This is a genomic window from Paraburkholderia sp. LEh10, assembly GCF_017814945.1.
Classification (GTDB): Bacteria; Pseudomonadota; Gammaproteobacteria; order Burkholderiales; family Burkholderiaceae; genus Paraburkholderia.
On sequence record NZ_JAGIPX010000025.1, the window covers coordinates 1 to 15348 of the forward strand.

Sequence of the window (15348 nt, forward strand, 5' to 3'; positions counted from 1 at the left end):
GCCGCGCTACGCAACACCAGCGACAACTGGGGAAAATTACTTCGACGAAAGTGGGGAGTATTTATCCGACGCTGACAGACGGGCGCGGCGGTAGCGACATAGGTGTTCGACGCCGTCGAGTCTGACACCGTGCCGGATGTGGCTTCCTCAGGCATCTTGAACGGATAGGGCTGCGTCGCCTCCGTCGGCACCGCATCGTAGGGGACGTAGCCGTAGGGCACGTAGTAGTAGCAACCCGACAAGGCTGTGGACAGCGCCACCACCGCAACGGCGCTACGTGCGTACGACGCTGCATCATGCCGTTTCATGAAGTGCTCCCTTGCTGCGCGACCCGTGTACGACGCGCTCTCTTACAACAAGCTTGTGTCAGCAAGGCGGGTGCCAGACCTGTGATTGCGTGTCCGTTTTTCAGCGTCCCAGCAGAATGCCATCGCGGGGCACGGCTAGCGCCCATGGAAATCGACGGCGGGAGCCGCGCATACTGCAGCTCACCGAAGCTTTCTGCACGAAGGGCAATATCTGGAGCGCTCTCCGAAACTTCGAGAGGCCATTTCGCCGCTGATAAGCTTGTTGAGCGCAACGTTGGCGCGTGGGGCAGCTGCCGGGCAATGCGGGCCGATGTAGAAGCGCTGGATTTCTACGTTACCCTGGTCGCAATGGGCTATTACGTGGTTTCCAACCGGTTCACCCTGAAAGCGTTCGTCGGGCGGGATTACACGGAGCCGTCTGTTATCGAGGCCGTGTCCGCGATGCGCCGAGATGCTGCTTTCGTTTTTGAGGCAACACCGGCTGCTACAACACTCTGTGCTGCGAGCGCTGGCGCTGCCGCTGCCGCACAACCCGGCGGGGCGAGCATGAATCGAGGGGTAGCCGGCTGGCTATCCGCTGATTACGCGCCGTCCGTTCGGGAGAAGACGGTTCGCGGCCGTGAGCCATTTACTGGATGTGCCACCTCGCCGCGGAGTAGGGCAGGTTGCCGGCCGTGATGAGCACGTCTCCATGCTTGTCGGTGGATCTGGGTGTCAGGAATAGCAGCGTGCAGATGTTGGTGCCTGCTGCGTCTTGCACGAGGACGCCGGGGTCGTCGGAGTAGTTCAATGTCCAGTTGCCAGAACCTGGAAAGCCCTGGAGGGTAGCAACCGTTTGTGCCCAGCTACCGGTTGCGAATATGTCGGATGTTGTCAATACGACATATAGTTTCGGGTCCACGCGGGCACCCCGAACGTCGATGAAACGATCAAGTCTGATGTCTGCCACGCTGAACCTCTATCCACTTTCGAAAGCCTGCCTTGGCCGCGTGAAATGACGCGTACAAGAAGATTTATAGGCTGCAGGCTGCAGATATTCAACTTCGGCCGTCGAACAGGTTAGACCGGAAGCCGAAGGGCAGGACGTCAATGACAGTCCCGACGCGCGAAAAGGAAGCACACATGAAGTGAAGCTTTCCAAATGTCTGTTGCTAATCGCGTTGTCGCTGTCTGCCTGTCACACGCAAACCTCGAACACGTATTTCGGCGATGGCCCAGAGCACGCCGCAACGAGAGCCTGCCACTTCGCCGCTGCCACTTCCCGGGGCCGCGCTGATACCACCGCTCCCTCTCGCGCAGCACTATCTGTGTACATCGGATGGCCTTTATTTTAGTGCATCGCTTGGAGAGTGGCGCTTGCCTTCGCTCTCAGCGAGCGCGAGGACGAAGCATCACGCACTGCCTGCATTGCGGTGCTGGGCCGTGAGCTGGCTGAATCGTCTTTACGCTTTTGCTTGCATGACCTCCGTGAGATGGGAGACGCGCTTCGGCCCGTTCGCCAGTGCGGATTTGTCGCCGCGCACAAAAAAGGGAATTTTGTGGATTTGAAGGAAGCCGAATGCTGTTCTGAGTTGCGTCTAAGTTGGTTTTTGTTCACGGTGCAGCCGTCCGATGTTGGAAGTAATCGACACAGCAGTGCGCCGCAACTAGATGCCCTATATGACATTCAAAATGATCGATGTGCCGCGAGGATGATTCGACATTTGGACAGCCTGATTAGCGCCCCTTCGCCCTAATGGGGAGATGAGGGACTTCGCCACCTCATTGACGCGCGAATCGATAAGCGGTCCAGGCGTTGTCTCTGCCATGCCAAGACCCGCGAGCATTTCGCCCGGCGCGAGCCAGTGATAGTGATCGACCAAGGGTAACGAGCCGTCGTCATGTCCCGCCTTTCCGTGGCCGGCCGCAGCCCGTGAATTTTCCTGTGGCGCTGCCGATCAGACCGATCGCTGCGGCCGCAATGATGATCGCGGGAAACGGTATCGCGAGAAAGAAGATGGCGACGAACGAAAGCGCTGCAACAGCGACCATCGTGCGCGTTTTCAACGGGCGCGGCAGCCGAAGGCTGAGGAAAGGGAGGACGTCAACGCCGCGTACGTGAGCCTACCGTGCTCCTCGTCTTCCAGGTCACGCCATGCTGTTCGAGGTAGTCCCTGATAAGCTGTCGTACCACTTGGGACGGCGTCAGATCCTGCGCGGCGCAGAGTTTCTCAAACGCTTCCTTTTTTACAGGGTCTATCAGGACTGTGAGGCGGGCACTTTTCGTTTCCATGGCAGCGGCAGCAGAGAAGATTGGAACATGTTAATCAAATTATAATGGATTGTTCGCTTCTGCCACAGTAATCGATGTTCTCCTGCCTTATCGATAGGCCGATTGGTGCGCCAGATGGCGGTCTTGGCTGCCTCCCAGGCGTGCCAGCAGCGTCAGGTTTGCGTCCGGTCAAGGAGGAAATCGCGTCCCGCCTGGGTAAGCGACGTGGCTCCCCGACCGTTCTCTGAGACGGAAACGAAGCCCGCACGAATCAGTTCGTGCGTCACAGACCAGCTCAACGCCGGTGTATCGCGGCCGTAGCGCGGCTGGGACAGGCGCTCAAGCGCCCAGATCGCAGCATGGCTCAATGTGGCAGGTTGGACTTCAGTAGGTTCGGTCATATCTCCTCCTTGTAATGATGCGGCTCGCGTTCGCAGACGCGGGGTGAGTCCTTTGTTCAGGTTCTCGCGTCGGTTGCCAGATCGTCCCAGTCAAGACTTTTGCCGTACTGAATCCGGATTGCCGTTTGCTGCAAACTTAAAGGGTGGACGATTTCAAGCGCGCGTGCCCGCGCAAACAATTCGTCCATTGACAGACCAGCGTTACGTCCTTTCCAGGCGAAGGCGATGACGTTGTCGGGACTGTCTTCCGCTGGCGCCAGAACGACTGCGTCGTTGAACGCATCCCTGATGGAGCGCAGGCTGCGGCGGAACCCCGGATCGCTGATCATCAGATTGGCGACAAGCAGGCCGCTATCAGCCAACTGGCGACGACACGCCGTGTAGAACGCTCTACTGCTCAGTTCCGGAGCCATGCCGTCTGCATTGAATCCATCAACGAGAAGGACGTCGGGACGGTGCTCGGAGGAATTCACATAGTGCGCACCATCTGCACAGATCACCTCGAACCGCTCATCGTCTGGCGGTATCTGGAATCGCGAGCGCAGCGCGACCACTTCCGGATTGATTTCGACGGCCGTGATGGCGGTATCCGGCAGATAGCGATAGCAATACTTCGGAAGCGAACCGCCACCCAGGCCGATGATCGAAATGCGGCGCGGTTCGGGCTGGAATAGTACAAAGCCCATCATCGTGCGCGTATAACCCAAAGCCAGTGCGTACGGGTCATGCGCAAACATACAACTTTGCACGCCCGTTGTGTCGAACTGCAGCGCGATGAGGCCTTCGCTGTGCACAAGCAGCGGTCGCGCAGGGCGGCGGTGTGCCTGTCTGCGCCAGTTTCCACGATTGCTGTTGAGGCCGGGTGCTTCCATCATTGGATGTATGACGGCGCGTTCCATGTCGATCCGCTCTCGGATGTGCATAGCACATCAGAAAGTACCTGCACCGCGACGCACTCATCCCGTCCCGTCGCCAGGAGTCTGACGGGCGTGTCCTGTCTGGCACGAAGCGCCATGACCGACATGACATCCTTGCCATTGACTGCGCGGCCATTTGCCACACAGACGATGTCGCTGGAAAACGTGGAGGCTGCGTGCGAAATCCTCGCTGACTCCTGTGCATCGAGTCCTTGGCGGTTTTTAACCCGGGTCACCACGTCGACCACCTTGTTTCTCCTTTTTGCCTGTCTGTCGCTCCGGCGCAGACTGTTCCGCATGGATTCAATGCAGATGCCGTCCGACGATGTCCGCGAGGAAATCGCGCAACTGTTCGTCCCATGCGCCACTGTCCAACGTTACGTTGGCGGTTCCCTCGACGCGCATGCTGGCGTCAAGGTAGACGGCGCGCAATGCTCGGGGCTCTAGCGGCCTGCGAAAGAACCGCCCGTCGCCGTCGAGGAACAGACACGTCTTTCCCCGATATCGGACGCCGCGTATCGACATGGCGTCGAAAACGTGACGTGCCGACGCCTTCGGATAAACGAAGATGACACTGATACCTTGGGCTTCGAGCCGGTCACACATCTCCGAAAACCGGTACAGCATCTGAAATCCGCGTTCCCCAGCCGTACCGACACCGACCACGATCACGCCGCGATCGCCCATGACATCCCGCAGAAGACGACATGAATGGTCGTAAGACAACAGGGAGGCGGTCGGGTCAATCACCTTGAATTCCTTGCCGGGCCGTCATGCGCACTCCGCCTGCCTGCGGTGCGGGCTGATGGGCCGCCGCAGGAAGGTGCACGTCAGCAGCTTCCGTCAGTTGTGAGTCGGGTGCGATGATAATAACATTATCATGGCATGTGTGCGTTTGCAGTGTCCGGCCAGACGATCGCGCCGCTTATTCAGGCTTGCGAGCCGATGCCCATGTCCGCTCGCGCAGGTCGTCCAGCAGCGGCATGATCGCGAGCGCTGTGAGGACACCTGCCAACGGGATGGTCGCGGTGTAGCCGGCATGCTTGAAGCCCAGCGCTCCAGTCAACCCGCCCGCGAAGAAGCCCGCAAGCATGCCTGCGTGCACTTTCAACCGCATCCGGTTGGCGAGCACGGGCTGAGTCGCCGGATCGTCCTTCGATGCATTCCAGTAGACGAGTTTGCCGAGTTCGATGCCGATGTCCGTGACGATGCCTGTCATATGCGTGGTGCGGATTTCCGCGCCGGAGAGCTTGGTGATCATCGCGTTCTGAAGACCCATGATGAAGCACAGCAGCATGACGGTGGCCGGAACGAAAAAAGTGTCCCGCAGCGCCAGATGACTGCCGACCAACCCGAAGCACAGAAGCAAAGCGGCTTCGAGCAAAAGTGGGGAAGCATATTGGCTATGCAGGCGCTGCCGCCGCCCCCAGTTCACCAGCACGGCCGAACATGCCGCCCCCAGCAGAAATGAAATGAGTGATCCGATGCCTGCGAGCACGAGTGCGGCGTCGCCGAGTACCGCCTCATCGGCGATAGAAGAGATCACACCACTCATGTGCGAGGTGTACTGCCTGACCGCCAGATAACCGCCGGCGTTGGCTGCGCCGGCCACGAATGCGAGTGAAAACCCGAGGCGCCTGTTCGCCTCCATGCTTCGGTCCCGTCCGGTCAAGGTTCGAAAAAATTGTGCGGGCATGCGAAATCGACTCCTGTCACCGCGCCGGATGCGCGTGGCCATCGGGAACACAATTTCCCGGCATCGGATTTTGAGCTGGCCTCGGCTCAGAAAGACCGGGGTGCAGCTGAGCAGAGGGCGAAAACGGGCGGCACCCGTATGGACCGGGTGCAGGGTCATCGCCAGCGTATGGAATCCTGCGGACAAAGCTGCTAGGATGATAACGCCATTATCATGAACTGATAACCGAATGTTCCTGACGCGGGCTACGTATTTCAGGCCCGAGATCCAGTGGAGACATCCAATGCAGTGCGGATTTGCGGCACACGCGCAGTTCCTTCAATCGAAGGGCAGGCCTGGAAAGCGCTTCGAGTCCTTGCGCGCCGGGGGGCTTGCGGCTGAGATCGCTAGCAGATCCCAAGCCGTCGTCATGGCCGACTAGCGATAGGCACATCAAAAAGTGCCGCTCACGATGACTTCCTTCCCCTTTCTCGAGGTGGTGCTGCTCGTGATTGCCGGGTGGCTCGCCATTGGGGTACTAGGGCTTGCCAGTCTGCGTCGCACACGCGTGGTCGCGCATGGGCTCTTCCCGGCGGGAGCGCTGTTCGGGGGCCTGCTGTGCGTACTGGGTATTGCCGGCGTGTTCTCCGCTCCTCAGGAGGCGGTCTTGCCACTGGGGTTGCCCGGGCTGCCGTTTCATGTGAGGCTCGATGGCCTGTCGGCCTACTTTCTTGCCGTGCTTGGCATGGTGAGCGTTGGCGTCAGCGCATTTTCCGCCGGCTATTTCCGCAAAGGCGAAGGCACACCGCCCGGTTTACTGTGCTTCGAATATCACGTGTGCCTGGCAGGCCTTGCACTCGTACTCGTGGCAAACGATGCTTACTGCTTCATGGTTGCATGGGAAACCATGACGCTCGCGGCAACGTTCCTCGTCATGAGCAACCATCGGATTCCCGAAATCCGCAGCGCAGGTTACCTGTACTTCCTGATTTCGCACGTCGGCGCACTCGGCCTGCTGCTGTGTTTCGGCCTGCTGCAGGCGAACACGGGGGACTACACGTTTGCGGGCATGCGGCAGCAGCACCTGGATGTGTTCTGGGCATCCGTTGCATTCGTGCTGGCGCTGTTCGGCTTTGGCGCGAAGGCGGGTATCTTCCCGTTGCATGTGTGGCTACCCGAGGCGCACCCGGCCGCTCCATCGCCGGTGTCGGCGCTGATGAGCGGCTTTGTGTTGAAGGCGGGGCTCTACGGCGTGCTGCGCACGGTATTTGACCTGTTGCACGTGCAGATCGCGTGGTGGGGCGTCGTAATGCTGGCGCTCGGCCTTTTCACCGCGTTGTTCGGCGTCGTCTTCAGCGCGATCCAGAGCGACATGAAGCGGCTGCTTGCCTACTCGTCGATCGACAACATCGGTCTGATGTTCGTCAGCATGGGCCTGGCTATCCTGTTCCGGGCGTTTGACATGCCAGCGCTCGCCGCGTTGTCGCTGACCGCGTTGCTCTACCAGATCGCAAGCCATGCGGCATTCAAGAGCCTGTTATTCATCACGACGGGTTCCGTGCTGCATGCAACGGGCGAACGTAACCTCGGTCGCCTCGGCGGACTCATCCGCTTTATGCCGTGGGCCGCATGGGCTGCGTTGCTGGGCGCGCTATCGAGTGCGGGCCTGCCTCCATTGAGCGGGTTCGTGTCCGAATGGCTCCTGCTGCAGAGCTTCCTGTTCACACCGGGGCTGCCGGACCCGTTCCTGAACATGATCGTTCCGCTGGTCGCGGCGCTGATCGCGCTGGTCGCCGCGCTCGCTGGCTACACGATGGTCAAGTTCTTCGGCATCATCTTTCTCGGGCAACCACGCGAGGCGAAGCTCAGCAACGCTCGCGACGCAAGTCTCTGGGAACGCGTCGGGTTTGTGTGGCTGACAGCAATCTGCGTGCTGCTCGGCTTGCTGCCGGTGCAGTTCGTGGCCGTGCTCGACCGTGTGACGCAGGCACTGGTCGGTGCGGGCATTGGGCGGGCGGTCGCCCGGAATGGCTGGTTGCTGCTAGCGCCCACAAATATCGGGCGCGCGAGCTACATGCCGGTTGTCTTTCTGCTGTTTTTGCTGGGTTGCTGTGCGCTTGCATGGATTCTCGTACGCCGCCTGTATCACGGCCGGTTGCGCCGTGCGATTCCATGGGCGTGCGGCCATCCGTTCGTGACCGCGCGCATGCAGGACACGGCCGAAGGGTTCGGGCAGCCGATTCGCGAAATCTTTGCGCCGTTGTTCCGGATTGAACGGCAGCTTCCTTCGCCATTCGATGCGCGTCCGGCATATCGCGTCGCGGTGACGGACCGCGCATGGAGAATGATTTACGAGCCGATCGAACGCGGTGTCAGGCATGTTGCGGCGCTGGCCGGGATGCTCCAGACGGGGCGCATCGCCATCTATCTGATGTACAGCTTCCTCGTGCTCATTGTTCTCCTGATGCTGGTGAGGCGATGATCACATTCTCCGGATTCGTTTCCCAGACGCTCGAAATCCTGCTGGCTCTCGCAGCCGCTCCGCTGCTGACCGGCTGGATCAACATGTGTCGCGCCTGGCTTCAGAACCGTCGCGCGCCTTCCATCTGGCAACCGTACCGGACGCTTCACAAGCTATTCAACAAGGAGTCGGTCGTCGCGCATCACGCGAGTCCCGTGTTTCGCGGCGCCCCGTATGTGATCTGGGCCTGCATGACGCTCGCGAGCGCCATCGTGCCGACCTTGTCGACCGATCTGCCGCTGTCGCCTGCCGCCGATGCCATTGCACTCGTGGGGCTTTTCGCGTTGGCGCGCGTTGCAATCTCGCTGGCTGCGATGGATGTCGGCACCGCGTTCGGTACGCTTGGCGCACGGCGGGAGATGCTGGTCGGCTTTCTTGCCGAACCGGCCCTGCTGATGGTGCTGTTTTCCGCGTCGCTTATCACGCAGTCCACGCTGCTGACGCGAATCGTCGAGACGCTGAGCCACCGGGAGCTCGCGATCTATCCGAGCCTCGCATTCGCGGGCATCGCGTTCACCATGGTGTCGCTCGCGGAGAACGCACGTCTGCCCGTCGATAACCCGACCACGCATCTCGAACTGACGATGATCCACGAGGCGCTGATCCTGGAGTACTCCGGCCGGCATCTTGCGCTGCTGGAATGGGCGGCGAGCCTCAAGCTGTTCGCCTATTCGTGCATCGGGCTGGCGCTGTTCGTGCCGTGGGGCATTGCGCAAGCGGGCAATCCCGTCGCGCTGCTGCTCGCAATACCGGTGCTGCTCGTCAAGCTCGTCGTGGGCGGGGCGCTGCTCGCCGTGGTGGAGACAACCAACGCGAAGATGCGCATTTTCCGGGTGCCGGAGTTTCTCGCCACAGCCTTCCTGCTCGCCGTCATCGGCATGCTTGTCCATTTTCTGCTGGGGGCGTGAATGCACGGTCTTCACGGTCTCGCCACGCAGATCATCAACCTTCTGGCCGCCGTCCTGCTGATGGTGTCGTTTGCAATGCTCAGCCAGCGCCGGATCTTGTCACTGATTCACCTCTACACAGTGCAAGGTATCGCGCTCGTCGCGGCCAACCTCGTGCTGGGGTTCGTCACGCAGGACGTCCATCTTTACGTGTCGGGGATACTGACCCTGGTGCTCAAGGTCGGCCTGATCCCGTGGATTCTCTACAGGCTGGTGCAGCGCCTCAATGTGAAAACAGACGTCGAGACGCTGCTCAACATACCGACGACCCTGCTGATCGGGATCGTACTCGTCATCGTGGCGTTCAATCTGGCGGCGCCAATCAGCCAGCTTGCGTCTTCGGTTGCGCGTGGCACCCTCGGCATCGCGCTCGCCTGTGTCCTGCTGTCGTTCATGATGATGATCACGCGTTCAAAGGCGGTACCGCAGGTCATCGGTTTCCTGTCGATGGAAAACGGGCTTTTCTTCGCGGCTGCGGCCGCGACGAACGGTATGCCGATGATCGTCGAACTGGGTATCGGACTCGACGTGCTGGTCGGCATCCTGATCCTCGGCGTCTTTATGTTTCAGATTCGCGAGCAGTTCGACAGCCTGGACATCCACCACCTGGAAAAACTCAAAGATGACTGAGACCTGGGCTCTGCTGGTGGTGTTTGGGATTCCGCTCATCGGTGGCGGGTGCCTGGCGCTGGTCGGGCAGCACCGCCTGGCGCCGAACCTCAATGTCGGGTTCAGCTTTCTGACTTTCGCCGCGGCGACGTGTGTCGCCGCGCAGGCGGTGGCGCATGGGCCGGCTTTTGCGCTCGGCAAGCTCTTTTTCGTCGATCCGCTCAATGTCTTTCTCGTTGCACTCACGGCGTTCGTCGGCTGGACGACCTCGGTGTTTTCGAAGCCGTACATGCGAATCGAACAGGGTCGCGGCAAGATGACGGCGGCGCGCATGCGGCTTTACCACAGCATGTACCAGCTGTTCGTGTTCGCGATGCTGGTGGCGCTGCTCGCCAACAACGTCGGCATCCTGTGGGTCGCGATGGAAGCCGCGACGCTCGCGACGGTGCTGCTGGTGAGCGTCTATCGCACGGCGGCCAGTCTCGAAGCGGCCTGGAAATACTTCATTCTGTGCGGCGTTGGCATTGCACAGGCGCTCTTTGGCACGATCCTCCTTTATCTCGCGGCGAGCCGGCAGCTCAGCGGCGGCGATGCGCTGCTCTGGAGCAGCCTGAGTGCCGTCAAGGGCCAGCTCGATCCCACCATCATGTCGCTCGCGTTTGTGTTCCTGCTGATCGGCTACGGCACGAAGGTCGGCCTTGTGCCGATGCACAACTGGTTGCCGGACGCACACGCCGAAGGACCTACGCCCATTTCCGCCGTGCTCTCGGGTCTGCTGCTGAACGTGGCGCTGTATGCGGTGCTCCGCTGCAAGGTGCTGGCCGATGGGGCACTGCAGAACGGTCTGCCGGGGCGGCTGCTGGTCGGGTTCGGACTGGTGTCGGTGCTGGTCGCAACCTTTTCCCTGTTGCGCCAGAAGGACGTCAAGCGTCTGTTCTCGTATTCGTCGATCGAGCACATGGGTTTGATGACATTCGCGTTTGGACTCGGCGGACCCATTGCAACGTTCGCAGGTCTGCTGCACATGACCGTTCATTCGCTCGTGAAGTCGGCCATCTTCTTCGCCGTCGGGCATGCTGCGCAGAAAGCCCGCACGCAGATGATCGACGACATTCGCGGGCTGTTGCGCGTGAGCCCGACCGTTGGATGGGGCATGATGCTTGGGACACTCGCAATCCTCGGTATGCCGCCGTTCGGCGTCTTCGCGAGCGAGTTCCTGATCTTGACGACTGCAATCAGCGAATTGCCGTGGGCAACGCCGTTCCTGCTGCTGGCGCTTGCCGTGGCTTTCGGGATCATTTTCGCGCGCGTGCAGCACATGGTTTTCGGCGAGACGACGGCGACAGCGCTCGAACATTCGCCAGCGCTGCTTCCTGTCTTCGTCCATCTGGGCCTCGGTCTGATGCTGGGGCTTTACATTCCGCCGTACCTTGCCACGTGGTACCGGCAGGCAGCGGCAATGATCGTCGGGTAACCCATGAAGATCAACGAACTTGGACTCGCCGATGTGGTGCAGCTGTCATTGTTCACGGGCAAGGCCACCACGTTTCTCGCGCGAGTCGATGCGGCGGCCTGGGTCCACATCGCCGGCACGATACGCGAGAAGGGCGGTCGACTGATCTCGCTGTGGTGCTCGGAAGGGGGATCGGGCAGATTCGTTGCATCAGCGGCCTATGCACTGGAGGATGGCCTGCTATGGGTGCAACTGCCCGTTACCGGCACAAAGGAAGACGAAGCGTGCTATCCGGACCTGTCGGCGATTTTTCCATGTGCATCGCGCATGCAGCGGGCTGTCTACGATCTGCTCGGAGTTCGCGCGACGGGCGCCGAAGACGCGCGACCATGGCTGAATCACGGCAACTGGCCGGCCGACTATTTTCCGCTGCAGAAACTGTCGTCTGGAAACGAGCGCTTCGAATCGCACGAAGAGGACTACCCGTTCGTGCAGGTCGCCGGCGACGGTGTTCATGAAATCGCGGTGGGACCGATCCATGCGGGCATCATTGAGCCGGGGCATTTCCGGTTCTCGGTTGTCGGCGAGAAGGTACTCCGGCTGGAGGAGCGGCTTGGTTATACGCATCGCGGTATCGAGCGTCTGTTCGAGCAGACGCCGTTGCTGCAGGGTCATCGTTTGGCGGGACGAATTGCAGGTGACACGACGGTGGCGTTCTCATGGGCGTACTGCATGGCGGTCGAACGCGCGTTGAACGTCTTTGTTCCGCCTCGCGCACAGTGGCTGCGGGCAGTATTGCTCGAGCGTGAGCGCGTTGCTAATCACCTGGGTGATCTGGGTGCGCTCGGCAACGATGCCGGATTTGCGTATGGTCTCGCGCAGTTTTCCCGCTTGAAGGAAGACTGGCTGCGTCTGAACGGCAAGGTGTTCGGACACAGGCTGTCGATGGATCAGATGGTGCCCGGAGGCGTCGCGCGCGATCTGACTGCGGAATTCATCGGGAATGTCGAGAGTCAGTGCGACCGGATCGAAGCAGAGGTCCGGACGATGCAGCGTATCTATGAGGAACAGTCCGGACTGCAGGACCGCTTTACGGGTGCAGGCAAGCTGACGGAGAGCGTCGCGACGCACTTCAGTGTGTGCGGCATGGCGGCGCGGGCGAGCGGCCTGGCCATCGACGTACGCGTCAATCACCCGTACGCGCCGTATCACGAGGTCCGGCCGCAAATAATCTGCGATGACCGGGGTGATGTGGCGGCACGCGTTGCTGTACGTTTCAACGAAGTCTACGAATCACTCAGACTGATTCGCGAGTTCATTGGCGGTCTGCCCGGCGGCGAGATTGTCACGCCAGTTGAAACCAGTCTTCCGCCATCGTGCGGCGTCGGTTGGATCGAAGGCTGGCGTGGAGATGTATTCGTTGCGCTTGAGACTGGCGAGAACGGGACCATCACACGGTGCCACTGCCACGATCCCTCGTGGCAAATCTGGCCTGCGCTGGAGCATGCGATCATCGGCAATATCGTTCCTGATTTTCCGCTGATCAACAAGTCGTTCAATCTGAACTACGCCGGACACGACCTGTAATGTGGCAACTTCTCAAACGCATTGCGTTGACCGATATTCCGACAGAGCCGCCCCCGGCCGTCAGCGACGAATGGCGGACCGAGCATGAGCAGGTCCAGCATGAGCAGGTCCAGCAGGAGATTCTCGAGGTGCTCGGCCGTGCCTTGTGCATCAGGCAGATCGATGCCGGCTCCTGCAACGGGTGCGAACTTGAAATCCACGCACTGAACAACCCGTACTACAACATCGAAGGTCTCGGTGTCAGGTTCGTTGCGAGCCCCCGTCATGCCGACATGTTGCTGGTGACCGGTCCGCTCGCACTGAACATGAGGGAAGCCGTGCGGCGGGCCTGGGAGGCCACACCCCATCCAAAGCTCGTGGTCGCTGCGGGCGACTGTGCCTGCACGGGCGGTGTCTTCAGGGATAGCTACGCCGCCTGCGGTCCACTGTCGAAGATGCTTCAGGTAGACGTCACCGTTCCTGGCTGTCCGCCACCTCCGATCGACCTGTTACGAGGCATCCTCACGGCACTGCGTGCGAAACGCGGAGCGTTAGCGCCATGACTGTTTGGGGGACAAGAATTGGACCATTAAGCAGCATGCAAGGCACCGGTGCGCGAGACATGGCCGCAACTTGTCACGCTTGCCGGAGGAGACTTTCCTGAAAACAATCTCACCACACACGCTCGCTGTCGGCGCATCTATCGTTGCGCTGTCGATGAACTCCTGGGTGCAGGACGGTACTGCAGCCAGCGCCCCGGCCGCACCCGCGATGAAGACGTCAGGCGCAGCCGTCCCAACGAAGGGAAAAAAGGCGGATCGTGCGCTCCGGCACAAGGTGTACGCCACCTCGGCATCGGCACCAGCATGCGAGCCTGCTGCAGATACTCTGGAATAGTCAGGCGAAAGGCGCTCTGCACTTCGGCCGGATCCCTGATGAGGGTTTCCACCAGACTATGCCCTTTCAGCGGCCGCACAACGACGTCCTAGAATTAGGGATACGGGGTGGGGGCAACATGAAACGTGGACTGATACCGGGGCTGCTGAGCGGGGTGCTGCTTGCCGGCTGCATGTCCGCCGGAGTCGAAGTGAGGCCTGAACAGATGGCGACCTTCAGGCGTGGCGTGACGACGCTTCAGGAAGTGACAGCCGCGCTTGGGCCGGCATCAGTGCAGACCGCGCTGGACGACGGATCGATGCTGCTCGTCTACACGTACGTGACGTCGAGGCCGCACCCCGAGAGTTATATTCCGTTTATCGGGTCGCTGGTGGGTGGTGCCGACACGCGTTCGTCGGCAGCCGTGTTCCTGTTCGATACGCGCGGCGTCCTCAAGAGTGCAAACACCACGACTTCGAACGTCGGCACGGGCCTCACCACCGACCGGCACACTATGCCTGCGCCAGTCGTTGAGGCGCCCATCGCGGTCCGGAGCACCCGGCCGGCCGCCGTGCAGAACGTTGAGCCTCCCGTCGCGGTCAAGAGCATCCCGCCGCCGCCCGCGGAGAGCGTCGGGCCGTTTCCGGAAGAAGAGCAGTCAGGACCGGAAAACAGCGTCGACTCGTCGCCGGAATAAAGAATCCAGCCAGATTCGAACAATCAGCTCCGGGAGGCGCTTTTTGGACGGCGTTCGCGCAGAAGACGCTTGCCGAACGATGCCCCGCCTGATCCGATACGTACTGCCAGAGCGAGATCCGCGAGCGGGCGAGCGGGCGCCGCGGATCGTCGTGACCGTCAGCTGGGATTCACATGCAATGCTCGTGTGCATCGGGCATTCCGGCCGCCCACCGGATCAACAGGGTTGGCTTGCGGAACCCGGGCTGTGGCCGTTGGAGGCCGCCAATCATTTTGGCCGATGTAGCGGGGCAGGTTTTGGCCGGCGGGGAAAAGTCGGAGGCGGCGTAGCCGCCGTAGAGTTCTCCCCGCCGACGGCGCCGAGTCGGCTGGGCTCTACGATGGCTGATCGAATAAGAAAGCGATCAGCTACATGTCTGGAACCCGCATTACCGACCAACAGGTTCGCCTCTACATGTCCAAACGCAAACATCACTCGCAGGAGATCGCCGCCGCCAAGGCGGCATCAGTGTCCGCAGCGCCCGGCGCATAGAACGGGATACCGTACTGCCATCACAGAAACCGCGTCGTTACTGGCGCTCCCGTCCCGATCCCTTCGCCGACGTCTGGGATAATGAAGTCGTTCCGATGCTCGAGAACGCGCCGCAACTTCAGGCGGTCACGATCCTGCGCAAGCTGCAGGGCGATCATCCCGGGGAGTATCCCGACAGCACACGCCGCACACTCGAGCGACGCGTGCGGCACTGGAGGGAGGGCGAGGTCCGGCCCACCGAAGGAAGTCTTCTTCCCGCAGCTGCATGAGCCCTGCGCACGCGGCCTGTCCGACTTTACCGACATGGCCGAACTGCGAGTGACGGCAGGATCAAACAAGGTCGACCACTTCGGCCATCTGGGATGATCCGGCCTTCGTCCTTTCTCTCCCGCGCGCTACGGCGGACATGTTGAATCAGCAGTGTCAGTGCGAGACCGATGCCGCTGCCGAGGTAAAAAAAGTCCCGCCACGGTGAAGGGGCGACAGCGTCCCAAGGACGATCTTGGCGAGTGGCGTGGTTGCGCAAACAGCGCGGCGGCAAGCAGCGCGGTAAAGGCGGCGTTCATACGAGCGTTCATAAGCGTTCCAGCAGACAG

Annotated in this window: 15 protein-coding genes and 3 pseudogenes; 9 read left to right on the forward strand and 9 right to left on the reverse strand. The window is 60.9% G+C overall.

From position 1 onward, the window contains the following. Window positions 1–308: pseudogene (locus J8I87_RS21075) on the reverse strand (hypothetical protein); the annotation flags it as partial. A gap of 348 nt (window positions 309–656) precedes the next feature. Here J8I87_RS21075 and J8I87_RS21080 point away from each other — a divergent pair. Continuing rightward, window positions 657–986: a hypothetical protein gene (locus J8I87_RS21080; RefSeq protein ID WP_245254063.1), complete on the forward strand. Its 330-nt coding sequence runs from the start codon at window positions 657–659 to the stop codon at window positions 984–986. Here the strand turns inward: J8I87_RS21080 and J8I87_RS21085 are convergent. From J8I87_RS21085 to J8I87_RS21115, 7 genes are all read right to left on the reverse strand, one after another. Continuing rightward, on the reverse strand, window positions 937–1257 hold the full coding sequence (locus tag J8I87_RS21085; protein WP_209933781.1) for a hypothetical protein: 321 nt from the start codon (window positions 1255–1257) through the stop codon (window positions 937–939). The genes J8I87_RS21080 and J8I87_RS21085 overlap by 50 nt on opposite strands. Before the next feature lie 1134 nt (window positions 1258–2391). Further along, window positions 2392–2580, reverse strand: a complete 189-nt coding sequence (locus J8I87_RS21090) for a ribbon-helix-helix protein, CopG family (protein WP_209933784.1) — start codon at window positions 2578–2580, stop codon at window positions 2392–2394. Window positions 2581–2732: 152 nt separating this feature from the next. Then, complete coding sequence (locus J8I87_RS21095) at window positions 2733–2960, reverse strand: hypothetical protein (protein ID WP_209933785.1); 228 nt, start codon at window positions 2958–2960, stop codon at window positions 2733–2735. Window positions 2961–3016: 56 nt separating this feature from the next. Further along, entirely contained in the window at window positions 3017–3835 is an 819-nt protein-coding gene (locus J8I87_RS21100) for a spermidine synthase (RefSeq protein WP_409518784.1), read from the reverse strand. Continuing rightward, window positions 3832–4125 (reverse strand): HPr family phosphocarrier protein, encoded by a 294-nt coding sequence (locus J8I87_RS21105; protein ID WP_313065347.1) that lies wholly within the window; start codon window positions 4123–4125, stop codon window positions 3832–3834. Before J8I87_RS21105 ends, J8I87_RS21100 begins: the two co-directional genes overlap by 4 nt. A gap of 55 nt (window positions 4126–4180) precedes the next feature. Further along, window positions 4181–4627, reverse strand: a complete 447-nt coding sequence (locus tag J8I87_RS21110; RefSeq protein WP_209933788.1) for a hypothetical protein — start codon at window positions 4625–4627, stop codon at window positions 4181–4183. Window positions 4628–4802: 175 nt separating this feature from the next. Then, window positions 4803–5573, reverse strand: coding sequence for a YoaK family protein (locus J8I87_RS21115; protein WP_209933902.1), 771 nt, complete (start codon window positions 5571–5573; stop codon window positions 4803–4805). Between the two features lie 451 nt (window positions 5574–6024). Here J8I87_RS21115 and hyfB point away from each other — a divergent pair, with 451 nt between their 5' ends. The 8 genes and pseudogenes from hyfB to J8I87_RS21155 form a co-directional block, all read left to right on the forward strand. Continuing rightward, on the forward strand, window positions 6025–8034 hold the full coding sequence (hyfB, locus tag J8I87_RS21120; protein ID WP_209933789.1) for a hydrogenase 4 subunit B: 2010 nt from the start codon (window positions 6025–6027) through the stop codon (window positions 8032–8034). Further along, window positions 8031–8981, forward strand: coding sequence for a respiratory chain complex I subunit 1 family protein (locus J8I87_RS21125; protein WP_209933790.1), 951 nt, complete (start codon window positions 8031–8033; stop codon window positions 8979–8981). The genes hyfB and J8I87_RS21125 overlap by 4 nt, the downstream gene beginning before the upstream one ends. Further along, window positions 8982–9650, forward strand: coding sequence for a formate hydrogenlyase (locus J8I87_RS21130; RefSeq protein ID WP_209933791.1), 669 nt, complete (start codon window positions 8982–8984; stop codon window positions 9648–9650). Beyond that, window positions 9643–11103 (forward strand): hydrogenase 4 subunit F, encoded by a 1461-nt coding sequence (locus J8I87_RS21135; RefSeq protein ID WP_209933793.1) that lies wholly within the window; start codon window positions 9643–9645, stop codon window positions 11101–11103. Before J8I87_RS21130 ends, J8I87_RS21135 begins: the two co-directional genes overlap by 8 nt. Window positions 11104–11106: 3 nt before the next feature. Then, entirely contained in the window at window positions 11107–12669 is a 1563-nt protein-coding gene (locus J8I87_RS21140; RefSeq protein WP_209933794.1) for an NADH-quinone oxidoreductase subunit C, read from the forward strand. Further along, window positions 12669–13211, forward strand: coding sequence for an NADH-quinone oxidoreductase subunit B family protein (locus tag J8I87_RS21145; RefSeq protein WP_209933795.1), 543 nt, complete (start codon window positions 12669–12671; stop codon window positions 13209–13211). Before J8I87_RS21140 ends, J8I87_RS21145 begins: the two co-directional genes overlap by 1 nt. Window positions 13212–13663: 452 nt before the next feature. After that, on the forward strand, window positions 13664–14221 hold the full coding sequence (locus J8I87_RS21150; RefSeq protein ID WP_209933796.1) for a hypothetical protein: 558 nt from the start codon (window positions 13664–13666) through the stop codon (window positions 14219–14221). A 411-nt stretch (window positions 14222–14632) separates the two neighbouring features. Further along, window positions 14633–15100, forward strand: a pseudogene (locus J8I87_RS21155) (IS21 family transposase); the annotation flags it as partial. Window positions 15101–15181: 81 nt separating this feature from the next. On the opposite strand, the pseudogene J8I87_RS46340 reads toward J8I87_RS21155, so the two are convergent. Next, window positions 15182–15330, reverse strand: a pseudogene (locus J8I87_RS46340) (EamA family transporter); the annotation flags it as partial. Between the last annotated feature and the right edge of the window lie 18 nt (window positions 15331–15348).

Coding starts and splice junctions, on each gene's coding strand:
- J8I87_RS21130 (WP_209933791.1), top strand. CDS start 8,982: ATGCACGGTCTTCACGGTCTCGCCACGCAGATCATCAACCTTCTGGCC.
- J8I87_RS21100 (WP_409518784.1), bottom strand. CDS start 3,835: ATGATGGAAGCACCCGGCCTCAACAGCAATCGTGGAAACTGGCGCAGA.
- J8I87_RS21090 (WP_209933784.1), bottom strand. CDS start 2,580: ATGGAAACGAAAAGTGCCCGCCTCACAGTCCTGATAGACCCTGTAAAA.
- J8I87_RS21140 (WP_209933794.1), top strand. CDS start 11,107: ATGAAGATCAACGAACTTGGACTCGCCGATGTGGTGCAGCTGTCATTG.
- J8I87_RS21150 (WP_209933796.1), top strand. CDS start 13,664: ATGAAACGTGGACTGATACCGGGGCTGCTGAGCGGGGTGCTGCTTGCC.
- J8I87_RS21115 (WP_209933902.1), bottom strand. CDS start 5,573: ATGCCCGCACAATTTTTTCGAACCTTGACCGGACGGGACCGAAGCATG.
- hyfB (WP_209933789.1), top strand. CDS start 6,025: ATGACTTCCTTCCCCTTTCTCGAGGTGGTGCTGCTCGTGATTGCCGGG.
- J8I87_RS21125 (WP_209933790.1), top strand. CDS start 8,031: ATGATCACATTCTCCGGATTCGTTTCCCAGACGCTCGAAATCCTGCTG.
- J8I87_RS21135 (WP_209933793.1), top strand. CDS start 9,643: ATGACTGAGACCTGGGCTCTGCTGGTGGTGTTTGGGATTCCGCTCATC.
- J8I87_RS21095 (WP_209933785.1), bottom strand. CDS start 2,960: ATGACCGAACCTACTGAAGTCCAACCTGCCACATTGAGCCATGCTGCG.
- J8I87_RS21080 (WP_245254063.1), top strand. CDS start 657: ATGGGCTATTACGTGGTTTCCAACCGGTTCACCCTGAAAGCGTTCGTC.
- J8I87_RS21145 (WP_209933795.1), top strand. CDS start 12,669: ATGTGGCAACTTCTCAAACGCATTGCGTTGACCGATATTCCGACAGAG.